At 43.4% G+C, this 22,422-nt stretch carries 16 protein-coding genes and 1 tRNA gene; 10 read left to right on the plus strand and 7 right to left on the minus strand.

What is annotated here, in order from left to right:
* Positions 1–48 precede the first annotated feature (48 nt).
* The 5 genes from EZE20_RS07405 (at position 49) to bshB1 (ending at position 5,537) form a co-directional block, all read left to right on the plus strand.
* Positions 49–690: a 7-carboxy-7-deazaguanine synthase QueE gene (locus EZE20_RS07405; protein ID WP_228713624.1), complete on the plus strand. Its 642-nt coding sequence runs from the start codon at positions 49–51 to the stop codon at positions 688–690.
* Entirely contained in the window at positions 690–2,594 is a 1,905-nt protein-coding gene (locus EZE20_RS07410) for an OmpA family protein (RefSeq protein WP_132116089.1), read from the plus strand. The genes EZE20_RS07405 and EZE20_RS07410 overlap by 1 nt, the downstream gene beginning before the upstream one ends.
* 108 nt (positions 2,595–2,702) lie before the next feature.
* Entirely contained in the window at positions 2,703–3,659 is a 957-nt protein-coding gene (trxB, locus tag EZE20_RS07415) for a thioredoxin-disulfide reductase (protein WP_132116091.1), read from the plus strand.
* 48 nt (positions 3,660–3,707) lie between these two features.
* Positions 3,708–4,787: a M23 family metallopeptidase gene (locus EZE20_RS07420; protein ID WP_132116093.1), complete on the plus strand. Its 1,080-nt coding sequence runs from the start codon at positions 3,708–3,710 to the stop codon at positions 4,785–4,787.
* A gap of 18 nt (positions 4,788–4,805) precedes the next feature.
* Entirely contained in the window at positions 4,806–5,537 is a 732-nt protein-coding gene (gene bshB1, locus EZE20_RS07425; RefSeq protein ID WP_132116095.1) for a bacillithiol biosynthesis deacetylase BshB1, read from the plus strand.
* A gap of 19 nt (positions 5,538–5,556) precedes the next feature.
* Here the strand turns inward: bshB1 and pdxH are convergent, their stop codons facing one another.
* Entirely contained in the window at positions 5,557–6,204 is a 648-nt protein-coding gene (gene pdxH, locus EZE20_RS07430; protein ID WP_132116097.1) for a pyridoxamine 5'-phosphate oxidase, read from the minus strand.
* A 99-nt stretch (positions 6,205–6,303) separates the two neighbouring features.
* On the opposite strand from pdxH, the gene EZE20_RS07435 reads away from it, so the two are divergent.
* Entirely contained in the window at positions 6,304–8,535 is a 2,232-nt protein-coding gene (locus tag EZE20_RS07435) for a DUF349 domain-containing protein (RefSeq protein WP_228713626.1), read from the plus strand.
* Between the two features lie 126 nt (positions 8,536–8,661).
* Positions 8,662–8,734, plus strand: a tRNA-Thr gene (locus EZE20_RS07440).
* Positions 8,735–9,384: 650 nt separating this feature from the next.
* On the opposite strand, the gene EZE20_RS07445 is transcribed toward EZE20_RS07440, so the two are convergent.
* From EZE20_RS07445 to EZE20_RS07460, 4 genes are read right to left on the minus strand one after another with little or no spacing between them, the layout of a single operon-like run.
* Positions 9,385–10,455, minus strand: a complete 1,071-nt coding sequence (locus EZE20_RS07445; RefSeq protein WP_132116099.1) for a dipeptidase — start codon at positions 10,453–10,455, stop codon at positions 9,385–9,387.
* A 35-nt stretch (positions 10,456–10,490) separates the two neighbouring features.
* Positions 10,491–11,597 carry a D-TA family PLP-dependent enzyme gene (locus EZE20_RS07450; RefSeq protein WP_132116101.1) on the minus strand — a complete coding sequence of 369 codons (1,107 nt, stop codon included), beginning with the start codon at positions 11,595–11,597 and terminating at the stop codon, positions 10,491–10,493.
* Positions 11,598–11,613: 16 nt separating this feature from the next.
* Positions 11,614–12,084, minus strand: a complete 471-nt coding sequence (locus EZE20_RS07455) for a RidA family protein (protein ID WP_132116103.1) — start codon at positions 12,082–12,084, stop codon at positions 11,614–11,616.
* Positions 12,085–12,126: 42 nt separating this feature from the next.
* Positions 12,127–13,431: a gluconate:H+ symporter gene (locus EZE20_RS07460; protein ID WP_132116105.1), complete on the minus strand. Its 1,305-nt coding sequence runs from the start codon at positions 13,429–13,431 to the stop codon at positions 12,127–12,129.
* Positions 13,432–13,783: 352 nt separating this feature from the next.
* Here EZE20_RS07460 and gyrA point away from each other — a divergent pair, with 352 nt between their 5' ends.
* The 3 genes from gyrA to EZE20_RS07475 all read left to right on the plus strand — a co-directional run bounded on the left by gyrA (position 13,784) and on the right by EZE20_RS07475 (position 20,051).
* Positions 13,784–16,327, plus strand: coding sequence for a DNA gyrase subunit A (gyrA, locus tag EZE20_RS07465; protein ID WP_132116107.1), 2,544 nt, complete (start codon positions 13,784–13,786; stop codon positions 16,325–16,327).
* Between the two features lie 59 nt (positions 16,328–16,386).
* Positions 16,387–17,844, plus strand: a complete 1,458-nt coding sequence (locus tag EZE20_RS07470; RefSeq protein ID WP_132116109.1) for a tetratricopeptide repeat protein — start codon at positions 16,387–16,389, stop codon at positions 17,842–17,844.
* Between the two features lie 338 nt (positions 17,845–18,182).
* Positions 18,183–20,051, plus strand: a complete 1,869-nt coding sequence (locus tag EZE20_RS07475) for a gliding motility-associated C-terminal domain-containing protein (protein WP_165933434.1) — start codon at positions 18,183–18,185, stop codon at positions 20,049–20,051.
* A 500-nt stretch (positions 20,052–20,551) separates the two neighbouring features.
* On the opposite strand, the gene EZE20_RS07480 is transcribed toward EZE20_RS07475, so the two are convergent.
* Both EZE20_RS07480 and EZE20_RS07485 read right to left on the minus strand, forming a co-directional pair.
* Positions 20,552–20,989, minus strand: coding sequence for a helix-turn-helix transcriptional regulator (locus EZE20_RS07480; protein ID WP_132116113.1), 438 nt, complete (start codon positions 20,987–20,989; stop codon positions 20,552–20,554).
* A 252-nt stretch (positions 20,990–21,241) separates the two neighbouring features.
* Complete coding sequence (locus tag EZE20_RS07485; RefSeq protein ID WP_132116115.1) at positions 21,242–22,057, minus strand: 2,3,4,5-tetrahydropyridine-2,6-dicarboxylate N-succinyltransferase; 816 nt, start codon at positions 22,055–22,057, stop codon at positions 21,242–21,244.
* Between the last annotated feature and the right edge of the window lie 365 nt (positions 22,058–22,422).

The raw sequence follows: 22,422 nt of genomic DNA on the forward strand, positions 1-22,422 counted from the left end.
TGCACTCATTTCCCAGGCCAAGCCGGCTTGTTGGTTTGTTATTTATTCATGAATCTTACAGTAGAACATACAGAAAACGTTGACCTTTCTACAACGGATCTTCCGATTATGGAAGCATTCTATACCTTGCAGGGAGAAGGCGCACATGCAGGCAAAGCAGCCTACTTTATACGATTGGGTGGTTGTGATGTGGGCTGTCATTGGTGCGATGTAAAAGAATCCTGGGATGCGACCCGGTTTGCCCGGCAGTCCATTGCCGATATTGTGGCCGGAGCGATGCAATTTCCGGGGCGTTTAGCTGTAATTACGGGTGGTGAGCCACTTATGTATAACCTAAGTGCTTTAACAGGAGCATTGCAAGCAGCTGGTTTTCAGACAAATATTGAAACTTCGGGCGTGTATCCCATCACAGGATCCTGGGATTGGATATGTTTTTCTCCTAAAAAATTTAAAGCCCCTGATCCCGGCATCTATGCTCAGGCCAACGAGCTTAAAGTAATTATCTATAATGACAGCGATTTTGCATTTGCCGAAGAACATGCTGCCCTGCTTACGAGCCCCTGTAAACTGCTGCTGCAACCCGAATGGGGGAAGCGGGAGAAGATGTTGCCCAAAATCATTGAATACATCAAATACAATCCACAGTGGCAAATATCGTTACAAACGCATAAATACATGAATATTCCCTGATGAGTCCTTTGGCGCGCCTTTTTTTTCTGATTGTGTTTGTGCTTGAAACACTGGCAGTTACTGCCCAGGACAAAGTAATGTCACGCCGCACCCGGGAACTTTATGAAAATGCCTCTACTGCCTGGAAAGAGCGTAAACTGGATCAGGCACTGCTTTTTTATGAAAAATTGGTCGAACTGGAACCCGGCCTGTCAGAAGCGCATCTGCGGTTGGGGCAGCTGTATGAATGGCAAAGAAAACCACAGCTTACCCGCCACCACTACCAGCAATCCATTGCTTTAAATCCCAACGGCGCTGAATCGGCCACTGCCTATCAGTGGTTGGGCAGAGATACGTTTCAGCGGGAGTGCTACGACTCTGCCGAGGTGTATTTTACCAAAGCGTTATCGTTGTATCCAGAAAAATCGAATCTTTCGGCGGTCACCAAAAAATGGAATTTATCGGCTCAATTTGCCCAAAAAGCGTTGGTACGCCCCTTGAATATTACCAAGCGCTCCCTGGGCGATACGGTCAATTTTCTGGAAGCACAGTTTTTTCCGGTACTTACTGCTGATAACGAAACCCTCATCTTTACGGGCCTTACGCTGCAACGTGATGAGAATATGTACATTACGCACCGTACGGCTACGGGCTGGGAAATTCCTAAGGAAATTTCTGAAAAAATAAATTCTACAGATAACGAAGGCACCTGTACCATTTCGGCAGATGGCACCACGCTGGTATTTACGGCCTGTAATCGAAAAGATGGCTATGGCGGCTGCGATTTGTACATTACCAGAAAAGAAGGCAACGAGTGGCTAACGCCCAAAAACATTGGCGATGTGGTCAATAGTCGCTATTGGGAGTCGCAGCCTTCGCTGTCGGCAGATGGTACAAAATTGTACTTTTCGTCCGATCGCCCCGGTGGACAGGGGAAGTCTGACATATGGTTGTCTCAACGTGACCCCACCGGTAGCTGGCAGCTACCGCAAAATCTGGGGCCCAATGTCAATACTGCGGATGAAGAAAGTGCTCCGTTTATTCATGCCAATGGACGCACGCTGTTTTATGCCTCCAATGGTCTTCCGGGCATGGGAGGGTACGATTTGTTTATGTCCCAACAAACCGACAGTAGCTGGACCGAGCCTCGGAATTTAGGGTACCCTATCAACACCGTCTCCGATCAAATCGGATTTTATATTTCATCAGACGGACAAAAAGCCTACTATACCGACGACCGACGAGACGCCAAAGGCCGTCGGGCTATGTTGTATGAATTTGATATTCCGGATACATTAAAATCCATGTTTGTACCTACAAACTATATCAAAGGGCGGGTTTTTGATCAACGGACCAATCAGCCGCTCATGGCTAGCCTGGAATTGTACGATTTGGGGACTCAGAAAAAGGTTTCAACCTTTACCTCTCAGGCAGAAACCGGCGCTTACCTCACCGTTTTGAACCGCAATTCTGCACATGCCATTTACGTACAGGCAGAAGGTTATTTATTCAAAAGCCTTACCTTTTTGGCATCTGATTCACTGCCTTCCATACAATTGGATATTCCACTGGAAAAAGTAGAAAAGGATCGGGTGGAGGTTTTGAATAATATATACTTCGCAACGGGAGAATATGCGCTTGATGAGAAATCACGGGTGGAACTTTCTAAAATGCTTGATTTTGTCAAGGCAAATCCGACCCTGAAACTGGAAATTTCCGGACATACAGATGATGTTGGTGGAGATAAAGAGAATAAAGAACTCTCGCTCCGGCGGGCGCAAAGTGTAGTAAAATATCTTGTCGACTCAGGCATGCCCGAATCTCGGCTAGTGGCGGTTGGCTATGGCGAAACAAAACCCAGAGTACCAAACGACTCCGCTGAAAATCGCCAGCTAAACCGACGGATCGAATGGCGCATCCTGTAATGATTTTTGTGTTTTAGCGGGAAAAGTTGCACTTTTGTGGCCTGGTTCTTGTTGCAAAATTGAGTACCCTAGTAGAACCAAAAACAGAGACATTATCTCCTTATTTTTATGAAACCTGAAAAAATTGAATGCCTGATTATCGGTTCAGGACCCGCCGGATATACGGCCGCTATCTATGCAGCACGGGCCGGACTTAAACCCGTACTTTATCAGGGTCCACAGCCCGGAGGACAGCTTACCATCACTACCGATGTTGAAAATTATCCGGGCTATCCGGATGGAATAACCGGTCCTGAAATGATGATGGAATTTGAAAAACAAGCCAAACGATTTGGTACAGACATCCGCTACGGACTTGTAACATCAGTTGATTTTTCGGCAGGTGTACATAAAGTTGTTGTTGATGAAAAAGTTGAAATTGAGGCCGAATCCGTCATTATTTCAACCGGTGCTTCTGCCAAATGGCTCGGAATTCCGGGTGAAGATCGCCTAAATGGAAAAGGTGTTTCTGCCTGCGCTGTGTGTGATGGATTCTTTTTCCGCGGTCAGGAAGTAGTCGTTGTAGGCGCCGGAGACACGGCGGCAGAGGAAGCAAGTTACCTTTCCAAGCTCTGCCGCAAGGTTTACGTACTCGTTCGTAGAGACGAAATGCGTGCATCCAAAATCATGCAAAAAAGGCTCATGTCGCTGACGAACGTGGAGATTCTCTGGAACACCGAAACCACCGAACTACTCGGCGAAGATGTTCTTGAAGGAGTGAAGGTTTTGAATAACAAAACGGGTCAGGAAACAGTCATTGAAGCCACAGGTTTTTTTGTAGCCATCGGTCATAAACCAAATACGGAAATTTTTAAGGATTATCTGGATTTGGACGCAGCCGGATATATTCAAACAGTCAAAGGAAGTACCCGTACTAACGTAGAAGGTGTATTTGCCTGTGGCGATGCGCAGGACAATGTTTATCGGCAGGCAGTAACGGCCGCCGGAACAGGTTGTATGGCGGCGTTGGATGCTGAACGTTATCTGGCAGAAAAAGAACTTATGGCCGAAGAGCAGGAATTATAGAAACCAGAAAAAGGAGGGAACTCTAAATTTTTTCGTCAAGCTATTACCATGAAAGAAAAACTTGTAGTGTGCTTGTTTTGGGCAATGTGTGTGGTTGTTGGAAACAGTGAAGCCCAGGAACGTGGGAAATTTCGGAAGAACCCAAAAATTAAACAAAATACCACAAATACGTATAATCCAAACTTTCCGGTTGTGGAACCACAGCGGGAAGCAGAATCGGAATTTAAGGTTGAAACGTCAACCTTAAATTTCCAAAGTCAATTTGAGCCGGTCAAACCACTGAATCCCGTGGTTAGTGAAGATACAAGTTCGCTTGATGAAGGCGAACCGGAAGTACTCGAAGTGGTAGATTCCATGCAAATTGGGGATGAGTGGGTGAAAATCGCTGACTATTTTGTGATTTGGGATTCGAGATCCATCAATCCTTACAACATGAATCCCAGGGAGTTTGAAGAAACGATTGACCTTAAACTGTATGATCCGGCTGAAAACCGCTTTTGGAACACGCCCGTGGAAGGTCCTCGCGTAACCTCAAACTTTGGATATCGATGGGGACGGTGGCATACCGGTACGGACATTGACCTCGAAACCGGCGATCCGGTTTACAGTACCTTCGACGGTATGGTACGAATAGTTGGTTGGGATGGCAGCGGCTACGGACGCTACGTAATGGTACGGCATTATAATGGACTTGAAACGCTGTACGGACACATGTCTAAACCTCTCGTTGAATCAGGCCAAATTGTTCGGGCGGGTGATATTCTCGGGTTAGGTGGAAGCACAGGCCGAAGCTCAGGCTCACATCTGCACTATGAAAACCGCTATGAAGGAAACCCCTTTGACACTAAATATATTTTTGACTGGGAAAATCAGCAAATTCGCTCGGATCATTTTGTACTTACCTCACAGGTCTGGGATTACCTGCGTGGCGGTAAAGCTGCTAAAAATGAGTTTGAGGAAGCAAATAAACCTGCGTATAGCCGTACAATGCTGCACCGGGTTCGTTCCGGCGAAACTCTTTCGTCGATTGCCAGTCGGTACGGCCTCAGCGCTTCTGCCCTTGCCAAAAGAAATCGTTTATCGTTGCGATCAACCCTTCGGATTGGCCAAAAGCTGATCATAAAATAAATTCCTTTTTTCAGACACATGAAGTTAGATATACTAGCCATTGCAGCCCATCCGGACGATGTAGAGTTGAGTTGTTCCGGTACTTTAATGGCTCAAATTGCCCTGGGTAAAAAAGTAGGAATTCTTGATTTAACTCATGGTGAATTAGGCACACGCGGGACTCCGGCACTTCGGCTTCTGGAAGCCGAGGCTGCTGCCAAAATAATGGGTGTGTCCGTACGGGAGAATGCAGGAATTCCTGATGGGTTTTTTCAAAATAATGAAGACACCCAGAAAATCCTGATACATTATTTACGAAAATATCAACCCGACATCGTGTTGGCCAATGCCGTAGATGACCGGCACCCGGATCACGGAAGAGGAGCACAGCTGATCCATGAAAGCTGTTTTTATTCGGGTTTGCGAAGAGTAGAAACTTTTGATGCGGACGGAAGCCCTCAAAAGGAATGGAGACCCCGGCAGGTATTTCATGCCATTCAGGACAAGTACATAAATCCGGATTTTGTTGTAGACATTACACCTTACTGGGAAAAGAAAAAGGAAGCAATGCTTGCCTTCCAAAGTCAATTTTTTGTGCCCTCCTATCAAACCCAAAGCGACGAGCCACAAAGTTATATTTCCAGTCCCGAATTCCTGGATTTTATAAAAGCCCGCGCCGAAGAAATGGGACACGCCATTGGCGTTAAGTATGGCGAAGGCTTTACCTCCAAACGTCGACTCGGGGTAACGGATATTTCAGTGTTTATATAGGTACACACTTAGAAGGTCACTAAGGTGAAAGCCTTCCTGAGGTCCAGGTTTCCGAAGCAGCATCCCAAACATACTGAATGCGGTCGTGCAGGCGGCTGGGGCGTCCCTGCCAAAATTCAATTGTTGTCGGAATGACCCGATAACCTCCCCAATGTGGCGGACGAGGAACTTGTATTCCTGCAAATTTTTCTTCGTAGAAATTCTGCTTTTCTTCCAGAACAGTCCTACTTGCCAAACCTGCACTTTGCTCCGAAACCCAGGCGCCTATCTGACTGCCTCGGGGACGAACGGCAAAATAGTCGTCAGAATCTTGCTCGCTTACTCGCTCCGCATACCCCTCAATCCGAATTTGGCGTTCTAGTTCTACCCAGAAAAAAGTAAGGGCGGCCCATGGATTCAAGGCAAGGTCAGTGCCTTTTTTACTGGAATAATTGGTGTAAAAAACAAAGCCCTGTGCGTCAAGCTCCTTTAATAACACAACTCGGGAGGCCGGGCGGTTGTCTGCATTTACCGTGCTGAGCATCATGGCGTTAGGTTCAGGGATTTCGGCTGCAAGTGCTTCATCAAACCAGCGTCGGAACTGATGCAGTGGATCCGGCAAAATATCTTCTTCACTCAGGCCATTTAAACTATACTCTCGACGTAGATCCGCAAGGTTGGGTGTCATTCTTTTTAATGAAGTTCAAGGTTAACAGACAAATTTAACCATTTCAATAGAAAGATTGTTAATTTTGTACTTCTACGTACTTACGAAACACCGATTACGATGGCTCAAGATGAACACGATGCGCTGGATGCGAAAAATCAAACAACCGAAGATTCAGCATCTGCGAACGCCGAAAAGGCAAATGAAGAGGAAACACTTGCTGATAATGAATCGGCAGAAGTTTCCCAAATAGTTGTGTCAGTTGCTGATACCACGTCAGCAGAGATAGAAGCTGAAACACCTGTGGCAGAAGATGAAGGCATGGAAAAAACGGAGACCCTTTCTGAAATGCCTGATGAAACTCCATCGGCTATTTCGGGCGAGAGCGTTGATGAACCGGCGTTAGTAGACGAAGCCTATGAGGTTGTTGAAGCTGCCGCTGCCAGCGAACTTGCACCTGAGGCCATTGAAACTCAGGAATTATCAGAAGAGAGTCCTTCGGACACCGAATCTCAGCATGAGTCAATGGCTGATTCGGAAGAGGAGGATGCTGATGAAGGGGATTCCGGAGAAGAGGTAGATTACAGCCAATTGAGCAAGGAAGAGCTTACCGCAGTTTTACAAAAAGAATTGGAAGCTATTTCAGTAGCAACAGTTGCGGCGGGGCGTTTTAAAAAATCGGATGCACTTATTAAAGAAGTTCGTCCGGTGCTTGATCAGCTCAAACAGTCGGAATGGAATGCTGCCAAAGAAGCCTATGTGGCAGATTCCGGGTCAGAAGATGGATTTGAATACAAGCATGAAGCTGGCACAAAGGCTATCGAAGACTTGATTAAAGAGATTCGGGCAAAGAAAAATGCTTTCTTTCAGGCTCTCGAAAAGAATAAAGATCAGAACTTCAATAAAAAGACCGAGCTGTTGCAGCGTCTTCGTGAACTAGTCGATAAAGACGAGAGTCATGAAACCGATGCTGCGGATATGAAGAGCAGCTGGGAAGAATTCAAGAAGATTCAGGAAGAATGGAAAAGTGCCGGGAATATTTCATCTCCCCATAATGGTACCCTTTGGGCTACTTACAATGCGCTCATCGACCGTTATTTCTCCAACCGTAATATATATTTTGAGCTAAAAGAGCTGGACAGGAAACGCAATTCGGAATTGAAGATAGAATTGTGTGAAAAAGTTGAAACGCTCGTAGGCTCCCTCGAAAACCGTGGCATGTCACGGGAGATTTTGCAGGAAGCAAATCAGATTTTTGAGGAATACAAACATGTGGGTCCCGCTCCCCGGGAAGAGCAGGAGCAACTCTGGCAACGCTTCAAAAAATCATTGGATACGTTGTACGACGCACGCCGCAGGCAGTACGAGATTCAGAAAAAGGCGATGTCGGAAGTATATGACAAGAAGTCAAAAATATACGAAACGATTCTGCCCTATACTGCATTTTCATCGGGAAGTATCAACGAATGGAATACCAAAACCAAAGAAATTATTGCTTATCAGGAAGAGTGGGTAGCCACGAAGGGTCCGATGCCGCGCGATGAGGGGAAAGAACTCAGTAAAAAGTTCTGGATTGCACTTAAAACCTTCTTCCAAAATAAAGGAGAGTTCTTTAAGCAGTTGGAATCCCGCCGTGAGCAAAACCTGAAAGCAAAGACAGAACTCTGCGAAGAAGTTGAAAAAATAGTGGAAGCTGCCGAAGATACTGCTGCCAATACACAGCGGGTGATTGAGCTCCAAAAGAAATGGAAAATGCTAGGACAGGTTCCTGAGAAATTTAAAGACTCTATTTATCTGCGTTTCAAAAAAGCCTGCGATGGATATTTCGAACAGAAGCGGTCGAAAAACAAAGATCAGGAAAAAGAGTTTGAGGAAAACCTCGCCCAGAAAAAGAGCCTTTGTGACCGCATAGAAAAAGCCGCCGGAACACCCAAGGAAGCGTCAATTTCTCAATTGAACGCATTCAAATCTGAGTGGGCGGGCATTGGCTTTGTTCCCAGAAAAGACATGCAATTTATCCAGAAAAGATACATTGCGGCAGTTAATGCGTATGTCAGTGCGATTGGTAAGTTATCTACGAAGGAAAAGGAGCAGGTAGTTCTCGAAAGCGAAGTGGAACTGGTGAAAGAAGGGGAGTCGAACCGTGGACTTTTCCGCAAAGAGAACGACATACGCCGGAAGGTTACGCAATTAGAAAATGATATTGCTTTGTGGCAAAATAATATTGAGTTCTTTGCCAAATCAAAAACGTCGGACAAATTGAAGGCGACTTTTGAGGAGAAGATCAATAAGGCATCTGAGCAACTGGAAGAGTTGAAACACCAACTTGCTATAATTCAGGAAGCTATCTAATCAGGCAAAAAAAAGATGAAAAAAAATGCAAAAATAGTGGGCGAAAAGTTGCGCTGAATACTTTCAAACACTATTTTTGCACCACGTTAAAAGGGAAAGGAAATAAACATTTCCTCATAACAAAAAGCCTCCATAGCTCAGCTGGTAGAGCAACTGACTTGTAATCAGTAGGTCGTTGGTTCGATCCCGACTGGAGGCTCAAAATGAAAAGCCGGACTATCATCTGATAGTCCGGCTTTTTTTGGTGCTTTACAACTAAGGAATATTAAAACGTGTTTATATCGTTTAATATGAATTTTTATGATTTAGCATAATGTAGTGTCTAAATAATTTTTGGTCATGCGTATTCATACGTTTTTATTTGCTGACAAAAATGGAGGATGAGGCCTGGAATCTTATTTCATTATTTTCAATTGCATGGGCTTCGTCATTGTGATCCACTTCCCTGGCCTTTGATTAGGTTTATTCTATCTCCTGTAAGTAGGAGGGGCCAAATAACCACTTACAGCTTATTTAATGTAAAGAAAGTCTTCGGGGGAGCGTTTCCATGCTAATTTCAACACTAAGGTAACCTACAAAAAGAGTTAACACCTTAATATGTTTAAAACGTTTGATTCTAACCTCTCAACATACAGGTTCAGCAGATCAGTCTGAACAAATATTCATTGTCAAAGAAGTCTTGGCCTCCAACAGGGGTTTGGAAAGATAAATCTCCATTGGGGTTTTTAATGGTAGAGTCTATTTGATATTGCTTATTCGTTAGTTTCTAATATTATTTATGTAGAATTAAAACGTGTTAAATGCGTTATATAAAGATTGAAGAATATGTTTTTAAAAAAAGGAATAAATCTAAGCCCAGGCTTTTTCAAGAAAAACCACCCAGTTTTTCCACATTATACCTTCGATGTCCGCTTCCGAATATCCACGGATTCGGAGCAAATCGGGTAGTATCTGCAAGTCTGCAATGGAGTTAAGGTCGGAAGGGGTTTGCTCAGTACCAAAAGCCCCGTCCAAATCAGATCCAATGCCTAGGTGTTTGCTGGTGCCTGCAAGTTGGCAGATATGATCAATATGCTCCACGATTTTTTTAATATATAGCCCCGAAGACTGTGGCGTAGTAACTCCTCGCTGCCACCCGGGAACCATCATCCAGGCGTCAAACGCCATGCCGATGACGGCTTCACGTTCAAAAAGAAGTTTAAGCTGTTCATCTGAAAATTGACGGTTGTGGGGAGTAAGAGCACGAACGAGATTGTGACTTGCCCATACCGGACCGTCATAGGTCGGTACGGCATCCCAAAAGGCGCTGTCGCACAAATGCGTAGCATCCAGAATTATTCCCAACGCTTCCATTGCACGTAATAGTTGCCTGCCTTTCTCTGAAATGGGTTCATCAGAATCAGTTCCATATGCATATACGCCGGGGCCGTAATGCGCAGGACCAACAGCCCGCAGGCCATCCGCATGTGCCTGTTGCAAATGATCTATGGAAAGAATGGAGTCGGCACCTTCCAGACTTAGTATATAGCCAATCGGCAACTGACTTGTATCGGATGCGGATTGCCAAAGCGTCAGGTGTTTCCGTAGCTCTGGTAAAGTACGAATCTGTTTCATTTCCCCTGCCAGCTCCATCGCCTGATACCAGGCCAGTTGTCCCTGCGTTTGAGCCCAGGCCTGGGCTTGCGAATGCCAGCCGGGAATAGCACTTCCGGGCTTAACAAATCGGGCGATTTGGGTGGCCACACATAGGCCAATAGAACCTTTGCGCATCTCGGGAAACGAAACGACGCCTCGGCCCCGGTCAGGCTTGTCGGTGAGCTGTTTTTCCCGGTCACGAATCTGATCAAGGGGCTGAGTAAGATCCCGATTCCATTCCAGGGCATTCATGGAAAGGTCGAGATGGGCATCAAAAATAAACATATTAACTAATCAAAAAGGTACTAAGGAATTTTGGCTCAAAAAGTTATTTTCCGCTTCCTGGCCACAATTTCCCACTTTTCTGTCGGTGTTAGATCCTCGACCACTGTGACATTTTCATGTAAAGCGACAGTTGGGCAGATATGGTAAGGTATGGCATAAAGCAAATCGCCTATATGGAGATCATCTGAATTTTTTACGGCAATCACCCCATGTTCTTCGCTTTGGCTCAGAACCTGATAGTCATTTAAATTCAAAAATCTGAACCGTTTTTCGATTGAATTCTCTGCCGCAACAGCCTTGTGGCCGAGGTCAACGGTGATGATTCCGGGCGCTGGTTTTGACACTACGCGCGTCAGTAAAACAGCTGCATGCAAAAAGGGTTGATCCAGAAAACGGTCTCCATATCCCCAATCCCATAACAGGCAAGTTCCGGGGCTACACAGTACGCCTGTCCGTTGTGCATGTACCGTAAAAGTAGGGGAGCCTCCCGCAATAATCACAGGTGATTCAAAGCCTTGCTGCCGAAGCAATTCACAAAAATCAGTTACGGGTTCAAATGCCAGATCACTTGCTTGCTTGCGTGCCATGAAATCTTCGTCTCTGATGTGACCGTCATAAACATGAAGGCCGATCAGCCGTAAATTTGGCAGGGAAACTATTTCCTGATAGAGTGAAAATAGTGCGTCGTTGGTCAGATGACCAGAACGGTTCATGCCATTATTTATATCAATAAATACATCATATGGTTCAGGCATCGTTAACTCATTTAGCTGCCGGGCAGTGTCAATAGAATCAATAAGCGATGAAAAGGTAACAGCTGGGAAAGCGAGTTTGAGTTTTTGCAGACGCAGAAGATTAGGCCCGGTCAGTTGATAGGCAATCAGTATCCACGGAGCACCGGTCATTGCCAGCATCTCAGCTTCGGCAATGGTTGCGCATTTAAATCTTTGAATGCCGGCATCAAGCTGCATTTGTACAACTTCTGCCATTTTATGTGTTTTTACATGGGGCACGAGTCGGCCCGGACTTCCGGCGATCCGAATCATGAGCTCTATGTTATGCAAAATGCGATCTTTATAAATCACCAGGGAAGGCGAGTCTATTTCTTCACTATGCTGAAATTCAAACCAATTGTTTGCCATGTTGTAGCTAAAAAAATCAGACATTAAGTTCAAACATAGCTTCAATCTCAACCGGAATATTATCAGGCAAGGAACCCATTCCAACTGCCGAACGTACACCAATGCCATGTTCCTGTCCCCATACAGCGGCGAACAACTCGCTGCACCCGTTGATAACGTAGGGATGACGTTCAAAATCTGACGTACAATTCACCATTCCAAGTACTTTAATCACCCGTTTTATCTGATTCAGACTCCCAAGGTTTTCTTTTAGCGTAGCCAAAATGGCGAGCCCGACCTGCCGGGCAGCGAGTTTTCCCTGATCAATATCCAGGGCTTCGCCTACTCGTCCCCGAATGAGTGTTCCGTCCGTTTGCACAGTACCATGTCCGGAAACATATACCCATCGGTTATCAACAATTAATAGAGGTTTATAAACTCCCAATGGTTTGGGAGCCGGGGGTAATACCAGATTTAATGCTTGAAAGTTATGTTCTGCGGACGACATTTGATAAGTTAATTTTAAATAAAAAATATAATAAAGAGTAGTTTACAGAAATAAGCTAAGAATTAGAACACCGATTAATCCAACCACAGATACGAGCGTTTCCATAATGGACCAGGTCAGAAGGGTTTCTTTGATGGATAAATTAAAATATTCCTTAAATAGCCAGAAACCACCATCGTTCAGATGCGAGAACATCAGACTACCGGCACCAATCGAAAGAACGATAAGTTCGGGCTGAACGGTAGATTGCATCAGCAGCGGGGCCAAAATCCCAACCGTCGTCAATCCGGCTACGGTAGCCGAGCCAACGCATACGCGAATGATGGCGGCAATGGCCCAGCTCAGGATAATCGGAGAAATGTCAATACCTTTCAAACCTTCGGCGATGTACTGATTCACGCCGCTTGCGGTCATGATCTCCTTGAAAACACCGGCACCCGCAATAATCAGCAGAATCATAGCTACCCCTTTAAATGCTTCTTCCATAGATTTTGATAACAGTTTCATGCTGAGCCCCCTGCGAAGGCCAAGGGCATAAGCTGCAAAAAGAACCGAAACCAACATGCTGAAATTAGGATCTGCGAGAAGTTCGATAAGTTGATAGCCTGGAATTAATTTATTGATTCCTGACATGGCAGTTAACAAAAAAACCGGAAGCAGAGCGGCCAAGGCGCTTATACCCAGGCCGGGCAATGTTTCCTTTGGACGTGGCTTTACATCAAAAAGTAAAGGATCGGGTTTGGGAGTAAATCTAGTTAAGGTTTTTCCAAAAATAGGCCCTGCTATGGCAATGGCCGGAATCGCCACAAGTATTCCATATAAAAGCGTTTTTCCTAAATCGGCATTTAATTGCGAGGCAATAGCCGCAGGTGATGGATGCGGAGGCAGGTAGCCGTGAGCCACAGAGAGGGCTGCCAGCATCGGAATTCCCACGTATAGCAGAGGTAGTCCTGCGGAGGTAGAAATCATAAAAATAAGCGGAATTACGATTACAAATCCGGCATTATAAAACAAGGGAATGCCAATCACAAAGCCAGCTAAGGCTAGTCCCCACTGAATATGTTTTGTACCAAAAATACCAATGAGTGCATCTGTAATGCGTTGAGCGGCACCGCTATCTGCTACAAGTTTACCTAACATTGCCCCAAAACCGACAATTAGCACAAGGTCACCCAATGTGCCGCCCACGCCTTTTTGAATTGCCGCCCCGATCTGACTAACCTCCATGCCGCTCATCAGACCCAGACCGATAGACACCAGCAGAAACGAAATGAACGTATCAAGCTTTAACCAGGCAATAAGCAGCACTAAAAAAAGGATAGCGATAAAAGTAAGAAGTAAAGGCATAAGGGTTTTGATTAGGAAATAAAGTTTGGTCTATAAGCGTAGAGGAGGCCAAATATAACCAAACCAGGATAAATCGCCGACGGCTTGACCCGGAAGAATGAAGTTTGGCTTACTGAAAGCCTCAATAACTGATAGTTTTTGGAGTAAGATTCGCTCTTTGGTACAAAATAGCCCCTGAGGCGTGTCGGAATAGGCGAGTAGTCAGTTATAGTATGTTTGACTACGGTTTGTTAAAACCGCCAAAAATGACGAAATTTGACTCTTTATTATGAAAACTCAAATACACTATTTTCTTATTGTATCAGATTGAGTATTTCATCAACTTAATAATTTTTGATTCGTCACAATTTTTATGGCAGAAACAACAAGTGGAAACATCATCCCTATTAATATAGAGGATGAAATGCGGGGAGCGTATATCGACTATTCCATGTCGGTTATTATTTCCCGCGCTCTTCCCGACGTACGCGATGGGCTCAAACCCGTACACCGACGCGTACTTTTTGGCATGTCGGAACTCGGTGTGAATTACAACAAATCCTACAAAAAGTCGGCTCGTATTGTTGGAGAAGTACTCGGAAAATATCACCCACACGGTGATTCTTCGGTATATGACACAATGGTAAGGATGGCTCAGCCCTGGTCGCTTCGCTACACACTAGTAGATGGACAGGGTAACTTTGGTTCGGTTGATGGTGATTCTCCTGCCGCTATGCGATATACGGAGGCACGTCTGAAACGAATTGCCGATGAATTACTGAATGATATTGGGAAAGATACCGTAGATTTTCAGCCTAACTTTGATGACTCCCTGCAAGAGCCTTCGGTGCTTCCGGCCAAGTTCCCCAATTTGCTGGTAAATGGTTCCTCGGGAATTGCCGTAGGTATGGCTACCAACATGGCTCCGCACAATTTGAGAGAAGTGGTGGATGGAGTTGTGGCCTATATTGATAACAATGACATCACGGTTCAGGAATTGATGGAGTATGTAAAGGCCCCTGATTTTCCAACCGGCGGTACTATTTATGGGTATCAGGGCGTTCGTTCTGCTTTTGAAACCGGTCGGGGACGGGTCATTATCCGGGCTAATTCTCACATGGAGGTTTCCAAAACAGGCAAAGAACAAATCATTGTTACGGAGATTCCGTATATGACCAATAAGGCGGCAATGATTGAACGTATCGCCGGACTTATTAATGAGAAAAAACTGGAAGGAATTTCGGATCTACGCGATGAGTCTGACCGGGATGGTATGCGGATCGTCTTTGATTTGAAGAAAGATGCGATTCCAAACATTGTTCTCAATCACCTGTATAAATATACACCTCTTCAAACATCGTTTGGTGTCAACAATGTGGCTCTTGTAAAGGGGCGCCCGATGATGCTGAACCTGCTGGATCTGATTCGGCATTATGTGGAGCATCGTGTGGTGGTGGTAACCCGCCGGACTGAGTTTGAACTGCGGGAGGCCGAAAAACGGGCGCACATTCTGGAAGGTTTACTGATTGCCCTGGATAACCTTGATGCAGTCATTAATCTGATTCGTAATGCCAAAGATCCTGATACAGCCAAAGTTGGATTGATTGAGCAATTTGCTTTATCAGAAATTCAGGCAAAGGCAATACTGGAACTTCGTCTGCAACGTCTTACCGGACTGGAAAGAGACAAAATTATCAAAGAATACAACGAGATCATGGCTTTGATTACCGATTTGCGGGACATCCTGGCCAATGATTATCGCAAATTTGAAATTATCAAAACTGAACTCGCTGACGTGCGTGAGCGCTATGGAGATGAACGACGTACTAAAATTGAGTATGCCGCCGAGGAATTCAGTGATGAAGATATGATTGCCGATGAAGAAATGCTCATTACCATTTCGCATCAGGGTTATATCAAACGTACGCCTTTGCAGGAATATCGTACCCAAACCCGTGGCGGTGTAGGTGCGCGAGGAGTTAAAACCAAAGATGATGATTTTACCGAGCACTTGTTTTCAGCAACGATGCTCAATTATTTGTTGATTTTCACCGAGTATGGCAAGCTTTTTTGGTTAAAAGTTTATGAGGTTCCCGAAGGATCCAAGAATTCAAAAGGCAGGCCGATTCAGAATTTGATCAGTATAGAATCGGGAGATTCCATTCGGGCGGTTATTAATGTTCGGACGCTGAGCGACGAAGATTATATCAACAACAATTACCTCATTATGTGTACCGAGCAGGGAACAATCAAGAAAACCTTGCTGGAAGCCTATTCAAGACCTCGTCAAAACGGAATCATTGCAATCTCCGTGCACGAAGGCGACCGACTCCTCAATGTAGCCTTAACCAATGGTGATAATGATATTGTCATTGCATCAAGCGTAGGTCGGGCAGTTCGTTTTAACGAAAAAGGAGTAAGGCCCATGGGCCGGACCGCGGCCGGAGTGCGTGGAATTAACCTGAGTGATGTGCCTGGAAACAAGGTAATTGGTATGGTTTGTATTAATCGGGAAGATGCGCAGCTGATGGTAGTATCTGAAAACGGTTTTGGAAAAAGATCTCCCTTGGATGATTACCGCGTAACTAATCGGGGAGGCAAAGGTGTTACCACTATGAATGCAACCGAGAAAGTTGGTAAACTGGTTGCCATTCGAGAAGTTACAGAGCAGGATGACCTGATGATTATTACCCGTAACGGAATCGCCATTCGAATGAGTGTGACTGATATCCGGCAGGCAGGTCGAAATACGCAGGGAGTGAAATTGATACGGTTAAATACTACCGACGAAATCTCTTCTGTCACGCGGATATTGAAAGAGGAAGACGAAGAGGAAAGTGTTGTTCCCGGTGAGAACGGTCAGGTGATGTCAGCAGGGGAGGATACTGCCGAAATTAACCCTACGGAGGAATCTTGACAATAATTAACCCAAATAATCGTAAATAGAATCAATAATCAACCCCAACAATCATTTTTATGAAAAAATTAATTTTTGTTTCTGCGCTTAGCCTCATGAGTTGTTTGGCGCTAGGTCAGGCAGCCATCGATCAGGTAATGATGGATCAGGCTCGCAAGGACAAGGAAAAAAGCGATAAAAGTATTCAGGACCCCAAAAGCAATGTTAAGGCGGCTACCTGGATGGAACGTGCAAAAACGTATGAAAATATCGCTCTTCAATATACGCAGATCGATTCGAGCGCTGCACTTACCGCTTATGAAGCCTATAAAAAGGTTGTTGAGCTGGATTTAACCAAAAAAGGAGAGCCTGGCCGTATTTCTAAGGAAGCTCAGGCAGTTCTGGATGGTGCAGAAGGGACTAACCTTTATAATGCATTTGTAAAACAAGGTGCAGAAAAATATCAATCACAAAATATGATTGACGCGCTGAAAATGTTTCAAATGGCACAACAGATTAATTCAAAGGATACACTAGCTGCTCTTTACGGAGGTATTTCTGCGCAGCAGGCCGATAAGAAAGAGGAAGCCGTTAGTCAATTTGAAACGTATATTACCAACGGAGGTAAAGATCCAAGTGTATACTACGGTTTGGCTCAATTGTATCGGTCAGACAATAACTTCGACAAGGCTGTTAACACGCTGGAAAGAGGTTTGGAAAAAAACGCCGATAACAAAGATTTGAAATCTGAAATCGTAAACATCTACCTGGCATCTGGCAAAGAAGAAGAAGCCATCAAGCAATTGAAAGATGTTATTGCCAAAGATCCATCAAGCGTACAAAACCTGGTAAACCTTGCTATTTTGTATGACAATTCGGGCATTAAACTTTCAGGTAAAATCCGTGATCTGGAAGAAAAAGTAAGCGGTTCTTCAAAAAAGTCAGATCAACTTACTAAACAAATTGAAGACGAAAAAGGTAAGCTTGAAGTATTTGAAGGTGAAGTTAAACGTCTGACAGCACGATTGAAAGCACAACCTAAAAGTGCAGATTTGAAGCGTCAGTTAGGTGAAGTAACTGCGACCCGGGATGAAACAAAAACTAACCTGGCGAAATATGAAGCTGATTTGAAAGCATTGGCAGCCAATGCAGCAAACTCGGATAATGCAGCCGCAGAAAAGGAATTGGCAGATTTGAAAGGACAGTATACCGAAAGTAGAAACCTTGCCATCGAAACCTACAAGAAAGCTCTGGAAGTAGATCCAAATAACTACGATGCTTTGTTCAACCTGGGAGTGTTTTACTTCAATGATGCCGTAGAATTGAAGCGTGAAGTAGACAACATGAACATGCAGGAATATCAGCAGCGTGGCAAGGAAGTTGAAGGCCGAGTGTGTGGACGCTTCAAAAAGGCGCAGCCTTTCTTTGAAAAAGCTGTGAAGATTCGGGATGATGAAGATGCAAAATCGACATTGGAGAATCTAAACAATGTTCTTACTCAATTTGAGGGCAAGAATGTGACTTGTATTCAGGAATAAAAGAAGTAGTGCAGAGCATCCATAAAGAATGGATGCTCTCTTTTTGAAAGGTCTATTTAACATAATATAAATTATAAAACACTTTTAAGAATAAAAATTGACCTTAATTTCAGGTAGTATTTGCTATAAATATAGGAGAAGGATTTAGATCAGTATGGACAGTAAGTAGCTCATTACCGACGAAGCCTTTTTACGTAATGCTTTGAAATTCAAATAAATTGTATGTAAGGTGATTTGCATTTAATTCAATTTACGTAGTTTAGAGTATACTTAACCAAATACTCTCTACTTTGGATAAAGTCTGATAATAAAATAAAATGAACGATCTGATTTGTGGTATGAAAAAAATAGTACGCATTTTATTTTTTCTCCTTAGTACCTATACTTCCGGACATGCTGCACATATCGTTGGTGGCGAAATTCGCCTGGAAGCTTCCAATACATCCAATCGATATACAATTACGATGGTTCAGTTTTGGGATGAAAATACCTTGACAAACGGAAACCGGGACGCAAATGCTGAGCTGCTTTTTTTTCGTAAGAGAGATAATCGTTTGATGATGAAGGCAGTATTGCCTTATATCGGTTCGCGAAAAGTAAGCTATCAAAATAAAGCCTGCGCCGCATTTCGGTCGTTACAAACTGTCGAAGGCACATACAGCACTTCTGTTCTGCTTAGTTCTGCCGATTTCAATGATCCTGAGGGATATTACGTAATTTGGGAACGCTGTTGTCGGAACGATGATATCAACAATATTATTCAACCGGGTTCCAGCGGAATGGTCTTTTATCTCGAATTCCCACCGGTTTCCATTCCGGATTCTTCCCCGATATTCCAATTTCCCAATGGAGAATATATTTGTAAAGATCAATTTTTTACAATGGATATGTCCGCAAATGATGCGGACGGCGATAATTTGGTGTACTCACTCGTTACGCCTTTACGGGGAAACACAAGTCGGAACAACCCGATCGGAAATGATTTCCCAAAGTCAGGCTATCCCTTAGTCGAGTGGTCGCCGGGCATTTCCCTACAAAATAGTATTCCTGGCACTCCTTCTTTACGGATCAATGCTGCTACCGGCATGTTATCTGTCACGGCCAATCAGCTGGGATTATTTGTTTTTTCGGTGCAATGTGAAGAGTTTAGAAACGGACAAAAAATTGGAGTTGTTCGACGCGATTTTCAATTACTTGTTATTGAATGTAGCCAAAATTCACCTCCCGAACCAGTTATTACCTATAATAAAAAGCGAACATCAGAAATTGAATTTTGTAGTGAGCGTCCGGTAGTTCTGGAAACTGAGGCTGCTGCCAATTGGTCTTACCAATGGCAATTGAACGGACAGAATATCCCAGGGGCAGTGGCATCCACCATCACGGTGCAGGATACAGGGCGGTATAGTGTAGTGAAGTCATTCACCGATATTTGTTCCAAAGACACCTCTTCTCAGCAGGTAAAGTTAAAGGCAGGGACGCCACCGGGTGTTAACATAGAACAGGAAAGTGATACGATATGTGAGGGAGAAATCATCCAACTACAAACCGAGGAGAATAGTGGATGGAGGTATCAGTGGCAATGGGAGAAAGAGAAGTTACCAGATACAACGTTCTATATTTCGGTAAAAAATGCTGGAAATTACCAACTTTTTATTCAGGATTTAAAAACTGGTTGTATAAATTCAGATAGTTCAACGGTTTGGATTGAAAAAATTAAGGTCGAGACTCCCCTACAACTTAGTGTTTTGCGCGGAAATTCCCTTCCTCTGCCCTCATTGGTACAATCCTCGGCTTATCCTATCACTTACCAATGGAGTCCTTCTGAGAGCTTAAATTCCCCCTCCGACTCTACTCCAATTTGTACACCTATCAGCAGTACGGACTACATTGTACAGGTGACCTCCCCTTTTGGCTGCCTGGCTTCGGATACCATTCAGGTGACGGTTTTTGATAGAATTTATATTCCGGATGCATTTAGTCCTAATGGCGATGGATTCAATGATCTGCTGGAAATACAAAATGGATCTGCGCAAATTCAGAAAATAATGATTTACAATCGTTGGGGGCAGGTCATGTTCCATTCAAAAGGCTATGACGCTCCTTGGGACGGATCTTTCAGGAATGAGCGTGTTCCAAGTGGATTTTATCTATACGTTATCGAAACTCCTTATTATACCTACAAAGGCACTTTGTCAGTTTTGTATTAAAACCAGTTTAAGGTTATCTTCTTTTCCACCTTATAAATCCACAAAATGTTAATTGCTTAATTCTTAGGCAGTTATAAATCCACGTGGAACAGTATAATGTTAATTGTTTCATAATCAATAGAATAGCTAAATATTTTAAAGCATTCTGAAAGTTTTGTTGATTCCACGATGGTGACTTTGGATCAGAATAATCCCAGATAAACTTCAAGATTGTCACTCAACTATTTTTATAATTTCTCAAAGGTTCTGCATGACGAAGAATGAATTAGTTCTACTTAAAAAATGGTCTTCCGCTTGTTCCTAATTTATGTTAATCAAGGAGGTTCCGTTTGAAGATGTATCACTAGTTTTTAGAACAAATTATTGACTTGTTGATAAAAAGGCATACCTGTTGAATAAAACTCCCCAAGTATTCGAAACGTGTGCGATTGATAGCACTCTCTCATTTATCGAATACTTGGGGAATAGGCAATAATTATTTTAAATTAGTCTAAATAAAATTAGACTGGATTATATTGTTTAAAAGTGCCGTCACTATAAAAGATCAGAATTTTTTCAATAGTTTTTGGATCTCCTTGTTCCTGATTAGTCCCATTTAGAATTGGTTGTTCCGGGCTGTGGGACATATTTTTTTTTCTATGCAAATCTGAGGCGATTGCAGCGGCAGGTTGAGCAGGTATTTTTTCGGTATAAGTTCTTGATTCATATCGCTTTCTTTCTTTTTCAACGGGAGGCATTTCTTCATCTTCCCAAATCCAATCCATTCCCAAATCCGGGTATCGGCGAATGATTTTTTGCACTATATCAAGACTAGGCTTATTTCGACCGGCCAGGATGTGCGAAATACTAGACCGCTGCACACCTATTTCATCGGCAAAGTGAGAGGGTGATATATTTTTGTCAACTAGAATGTGTTTAATTTTGTCATTCAAATCCATATGATACAAATGTTAATTGATGTACAAATGTATAATAGTTTAACAACATATACAATTAACAATGTAAATTAGTTAATTTACAAAAGTGTTTTGCGTAGTTTTGTGTTGTTTAATATTGTGAACTGCCTGTAATTAAGGAGATTACCAGGTATGTATAAAAAAATGCAGCGAAGAAGCCCTCGCTGCATTTTTTGTTGAATGAACTAAACTGCTAAAACAGATAATTGCTAAATGTTAGCAGAAATGACAATACTAAACTGCTACGTGATTCTCCCGGAGTGCATCATTTAGTGAAGTTTTCAAATCTGTACTCGCTTTACGCTTGCCAATAATTAGAGCGCACGGCACCTGATACGTTCCGGCTGCAAAAGTTTTTGGTACTGAACCAGGAATTACTACTGCGTTTTCAGGCACGAATCCTTTGTATTCGATAGGTTCCTCCCCTGTTACGTCAATGATTCGCGAACTACCGGTAATCGTTACACCTGCGCCTAATACTGCACCTTTACTGACGTGAGCGCCCTCTACAACGATACAGCGTGAACCAATAAAGGCTCCGTCTTCAATGATCACAGGTGCTGCCTGAACAGGTTCGAGCACGCCGCCAATGCCTACTCCCCCACTTAAATGGACATGCTTGCCAATCTGCGCGCAGCTTCCAACGGTTGCCCAGGTATCTACCATCGTACCTTCATCTACGTATGCACCAATATTTACGTAACTCGGCATCAATATTACGCCTTTGGCCAAATACGCGCCGTAACGGGCTACGGCTGGAGGTACTACACGAACACCTAAGGTATCATATCCGGTTTTTAACCTCATCTTATCGTGATACTGAAAGATCCCAATTTCACTAATGGACATTTGCTGTATGGGAAAGTACAGGATAATAGCCTTCTTCACCCATTCGTTCACTTTCCAACCACCCTCAGGTAAAGGCTCAGCAACTCGCAAAGTACCTTTGTCCACTTGATCTACAATCGAATGGATCGTCTCAATCGTTTGAGGGTTTTTTAAAAGTTCACGGTTAGTCCAGCATTCTTCAATAATTGATTGACTGCTCATGTTAAAGTAATGGTTTTATAAAATAGTATTAAAACATTGAAAATGAGGATGTTATAAAAATGATAATTTGCTCAATTATTAAACTTTGACTTGTATAATTTATATATATTACAAAAATAACACATAGTACAATTCCTCACTCCTATGTAAAAATACACACTTCCCTCAAATTGAAATCATTTATCATAAGATAAGAGATAATTGACTTGACATTAAACAAATAGAATAAGTATCGGTGAGACTAATTTTTGCCAGGGGGACAGTATTGCATCTTTTTCAAAAAACGCTTGTCTTAAAAGGTACATTATTCATTTAGGGTCTAAGAATAACATAAGAGCTATAAACAATGAACACATAACAGGATT

The sequence above is a fragment of the Arundinibacter roseus genome (assembly GCF_004348825.1).
Taxonomy (GTDB): domain Bacteria; phylum Bacteroidota; class Bacteroidia; order Cytophagales; family Spirosomataceae; genus Arundinibacter; species Arundinibacter roseus.

Excerpts from the sequence above, each read along its gene's own strand:
- EZE20_RS07445 (WP_132116099.1), bottom strand. The coding sequence starts at position 10,455 with ATGTTTATTTTTGATGCCCATCTCGACCTTTCCATGAATGCCCTGGAA.
- EZE20_RS07450 (WP_132116101.1), bottom strand. The coding sequence starts at position 11,597 with ATGGCAAACAATTGGTTTGAATTTCAGCATAGTGAAGAAATAGACTCG.
- EZE20_RS07420 (WP_132116093.1), top strand. The coding sequence starts at position 3,708 with ATGAAAGAAAAACTTGTAGTGTGCTTGTTTTGGGCAATGTGTGTGGTT.
- pdxH (WP_132116097.1), bottom strand. The coding sequence starts at position 6,204 with ATGACACCCAACCTTGCGGATCTACGTCGAGAGTATAGTTTAAATGGC.
- EZE20_RS07460 (WP_132116105.1), bottom strand. The coding sequence starts at position 13,431 with ATGCCTTTACTTCTTACTTTTATCGCTATCCTTTTTTTAGTGCTGCTT.
- gyrA (WP_132116107.1), top strand. The coding sequence starts at position 13,784 with ATGGCAGAAACAACAAGTGGAAACATCATCCCTATTAATATAGAGGAT.
- trxB (WP_132116091.1), top strand. The coding sequence starts at position 2,703 with ATGAAACCTGAAAAAATTGAATGCCTGATTATCGGTTCAGGACCCGCC.
- EZE20_RS07410 (WP_132116089.1), top strand. The coding sequence starts at position 690 with ATGAGTCCTTTGGCGCGCCTTTTTTTTCTGATTGTGTTTGTGCTTGAA.
- EZE20_RS07480 (WP_132116113.1), bottom strand. The coding sequence starts at position 20,989 with ATGGATTTGAATGACAAAATTAAACACATTCTAGTTGACAAAAATATA.
- EZE20_RS07470 (WP_132116109.1), top strand. The coding sequence starts at position 16,387 with ATGAAAAAATTAATTTTTGTTTCTGCGCTTAGCCTCATGAGTTGTTTG.
- EZE20_RS07455 (WP_132116103.1), bottom strand. The coding sequence starts at position 12,084 with ATGTCGTCCGCAGAACATAACTTTCAAGCATTAAATCTGGTATTACCC.
- EZE20_RS07435 (WP_228713626.1), top strand. The coding sequence starts at position 6,304 with ATGGCTCAAGATGAACACGATGCGCTGGATGCGAAAAATCAAACAACC.
- EZE20_RS07475 (WP_165933434.1), top strand. The coding sequence starts at position 18,183 with ATGAAAAAAATAGTACGCATTTTATTTTTTCTCCTTAGTACCTATACT.
- EZE20_RS07405 (WP_228713624.1), top strand. The coding sequence starts at position 49 with ATGAATCTTACAGTAGAACATACAGAAAACGTTGACCTTTCTACAACG.
- EZE20_RS07485 (WP_132116115.1), bottom strand. The coding sequence starts at position 22,057 with ATGAGCAGTCAATCAATTATTGAAGAATGCTGGACTAACCGTGAACTT.
- bshB1 (WP_132116095.1), top strand. The coding sequence starts at position 4,806 with ATGAAGTTAGATATACTAGCCATTGCAGCCCATCCGGACGATGTAGAG.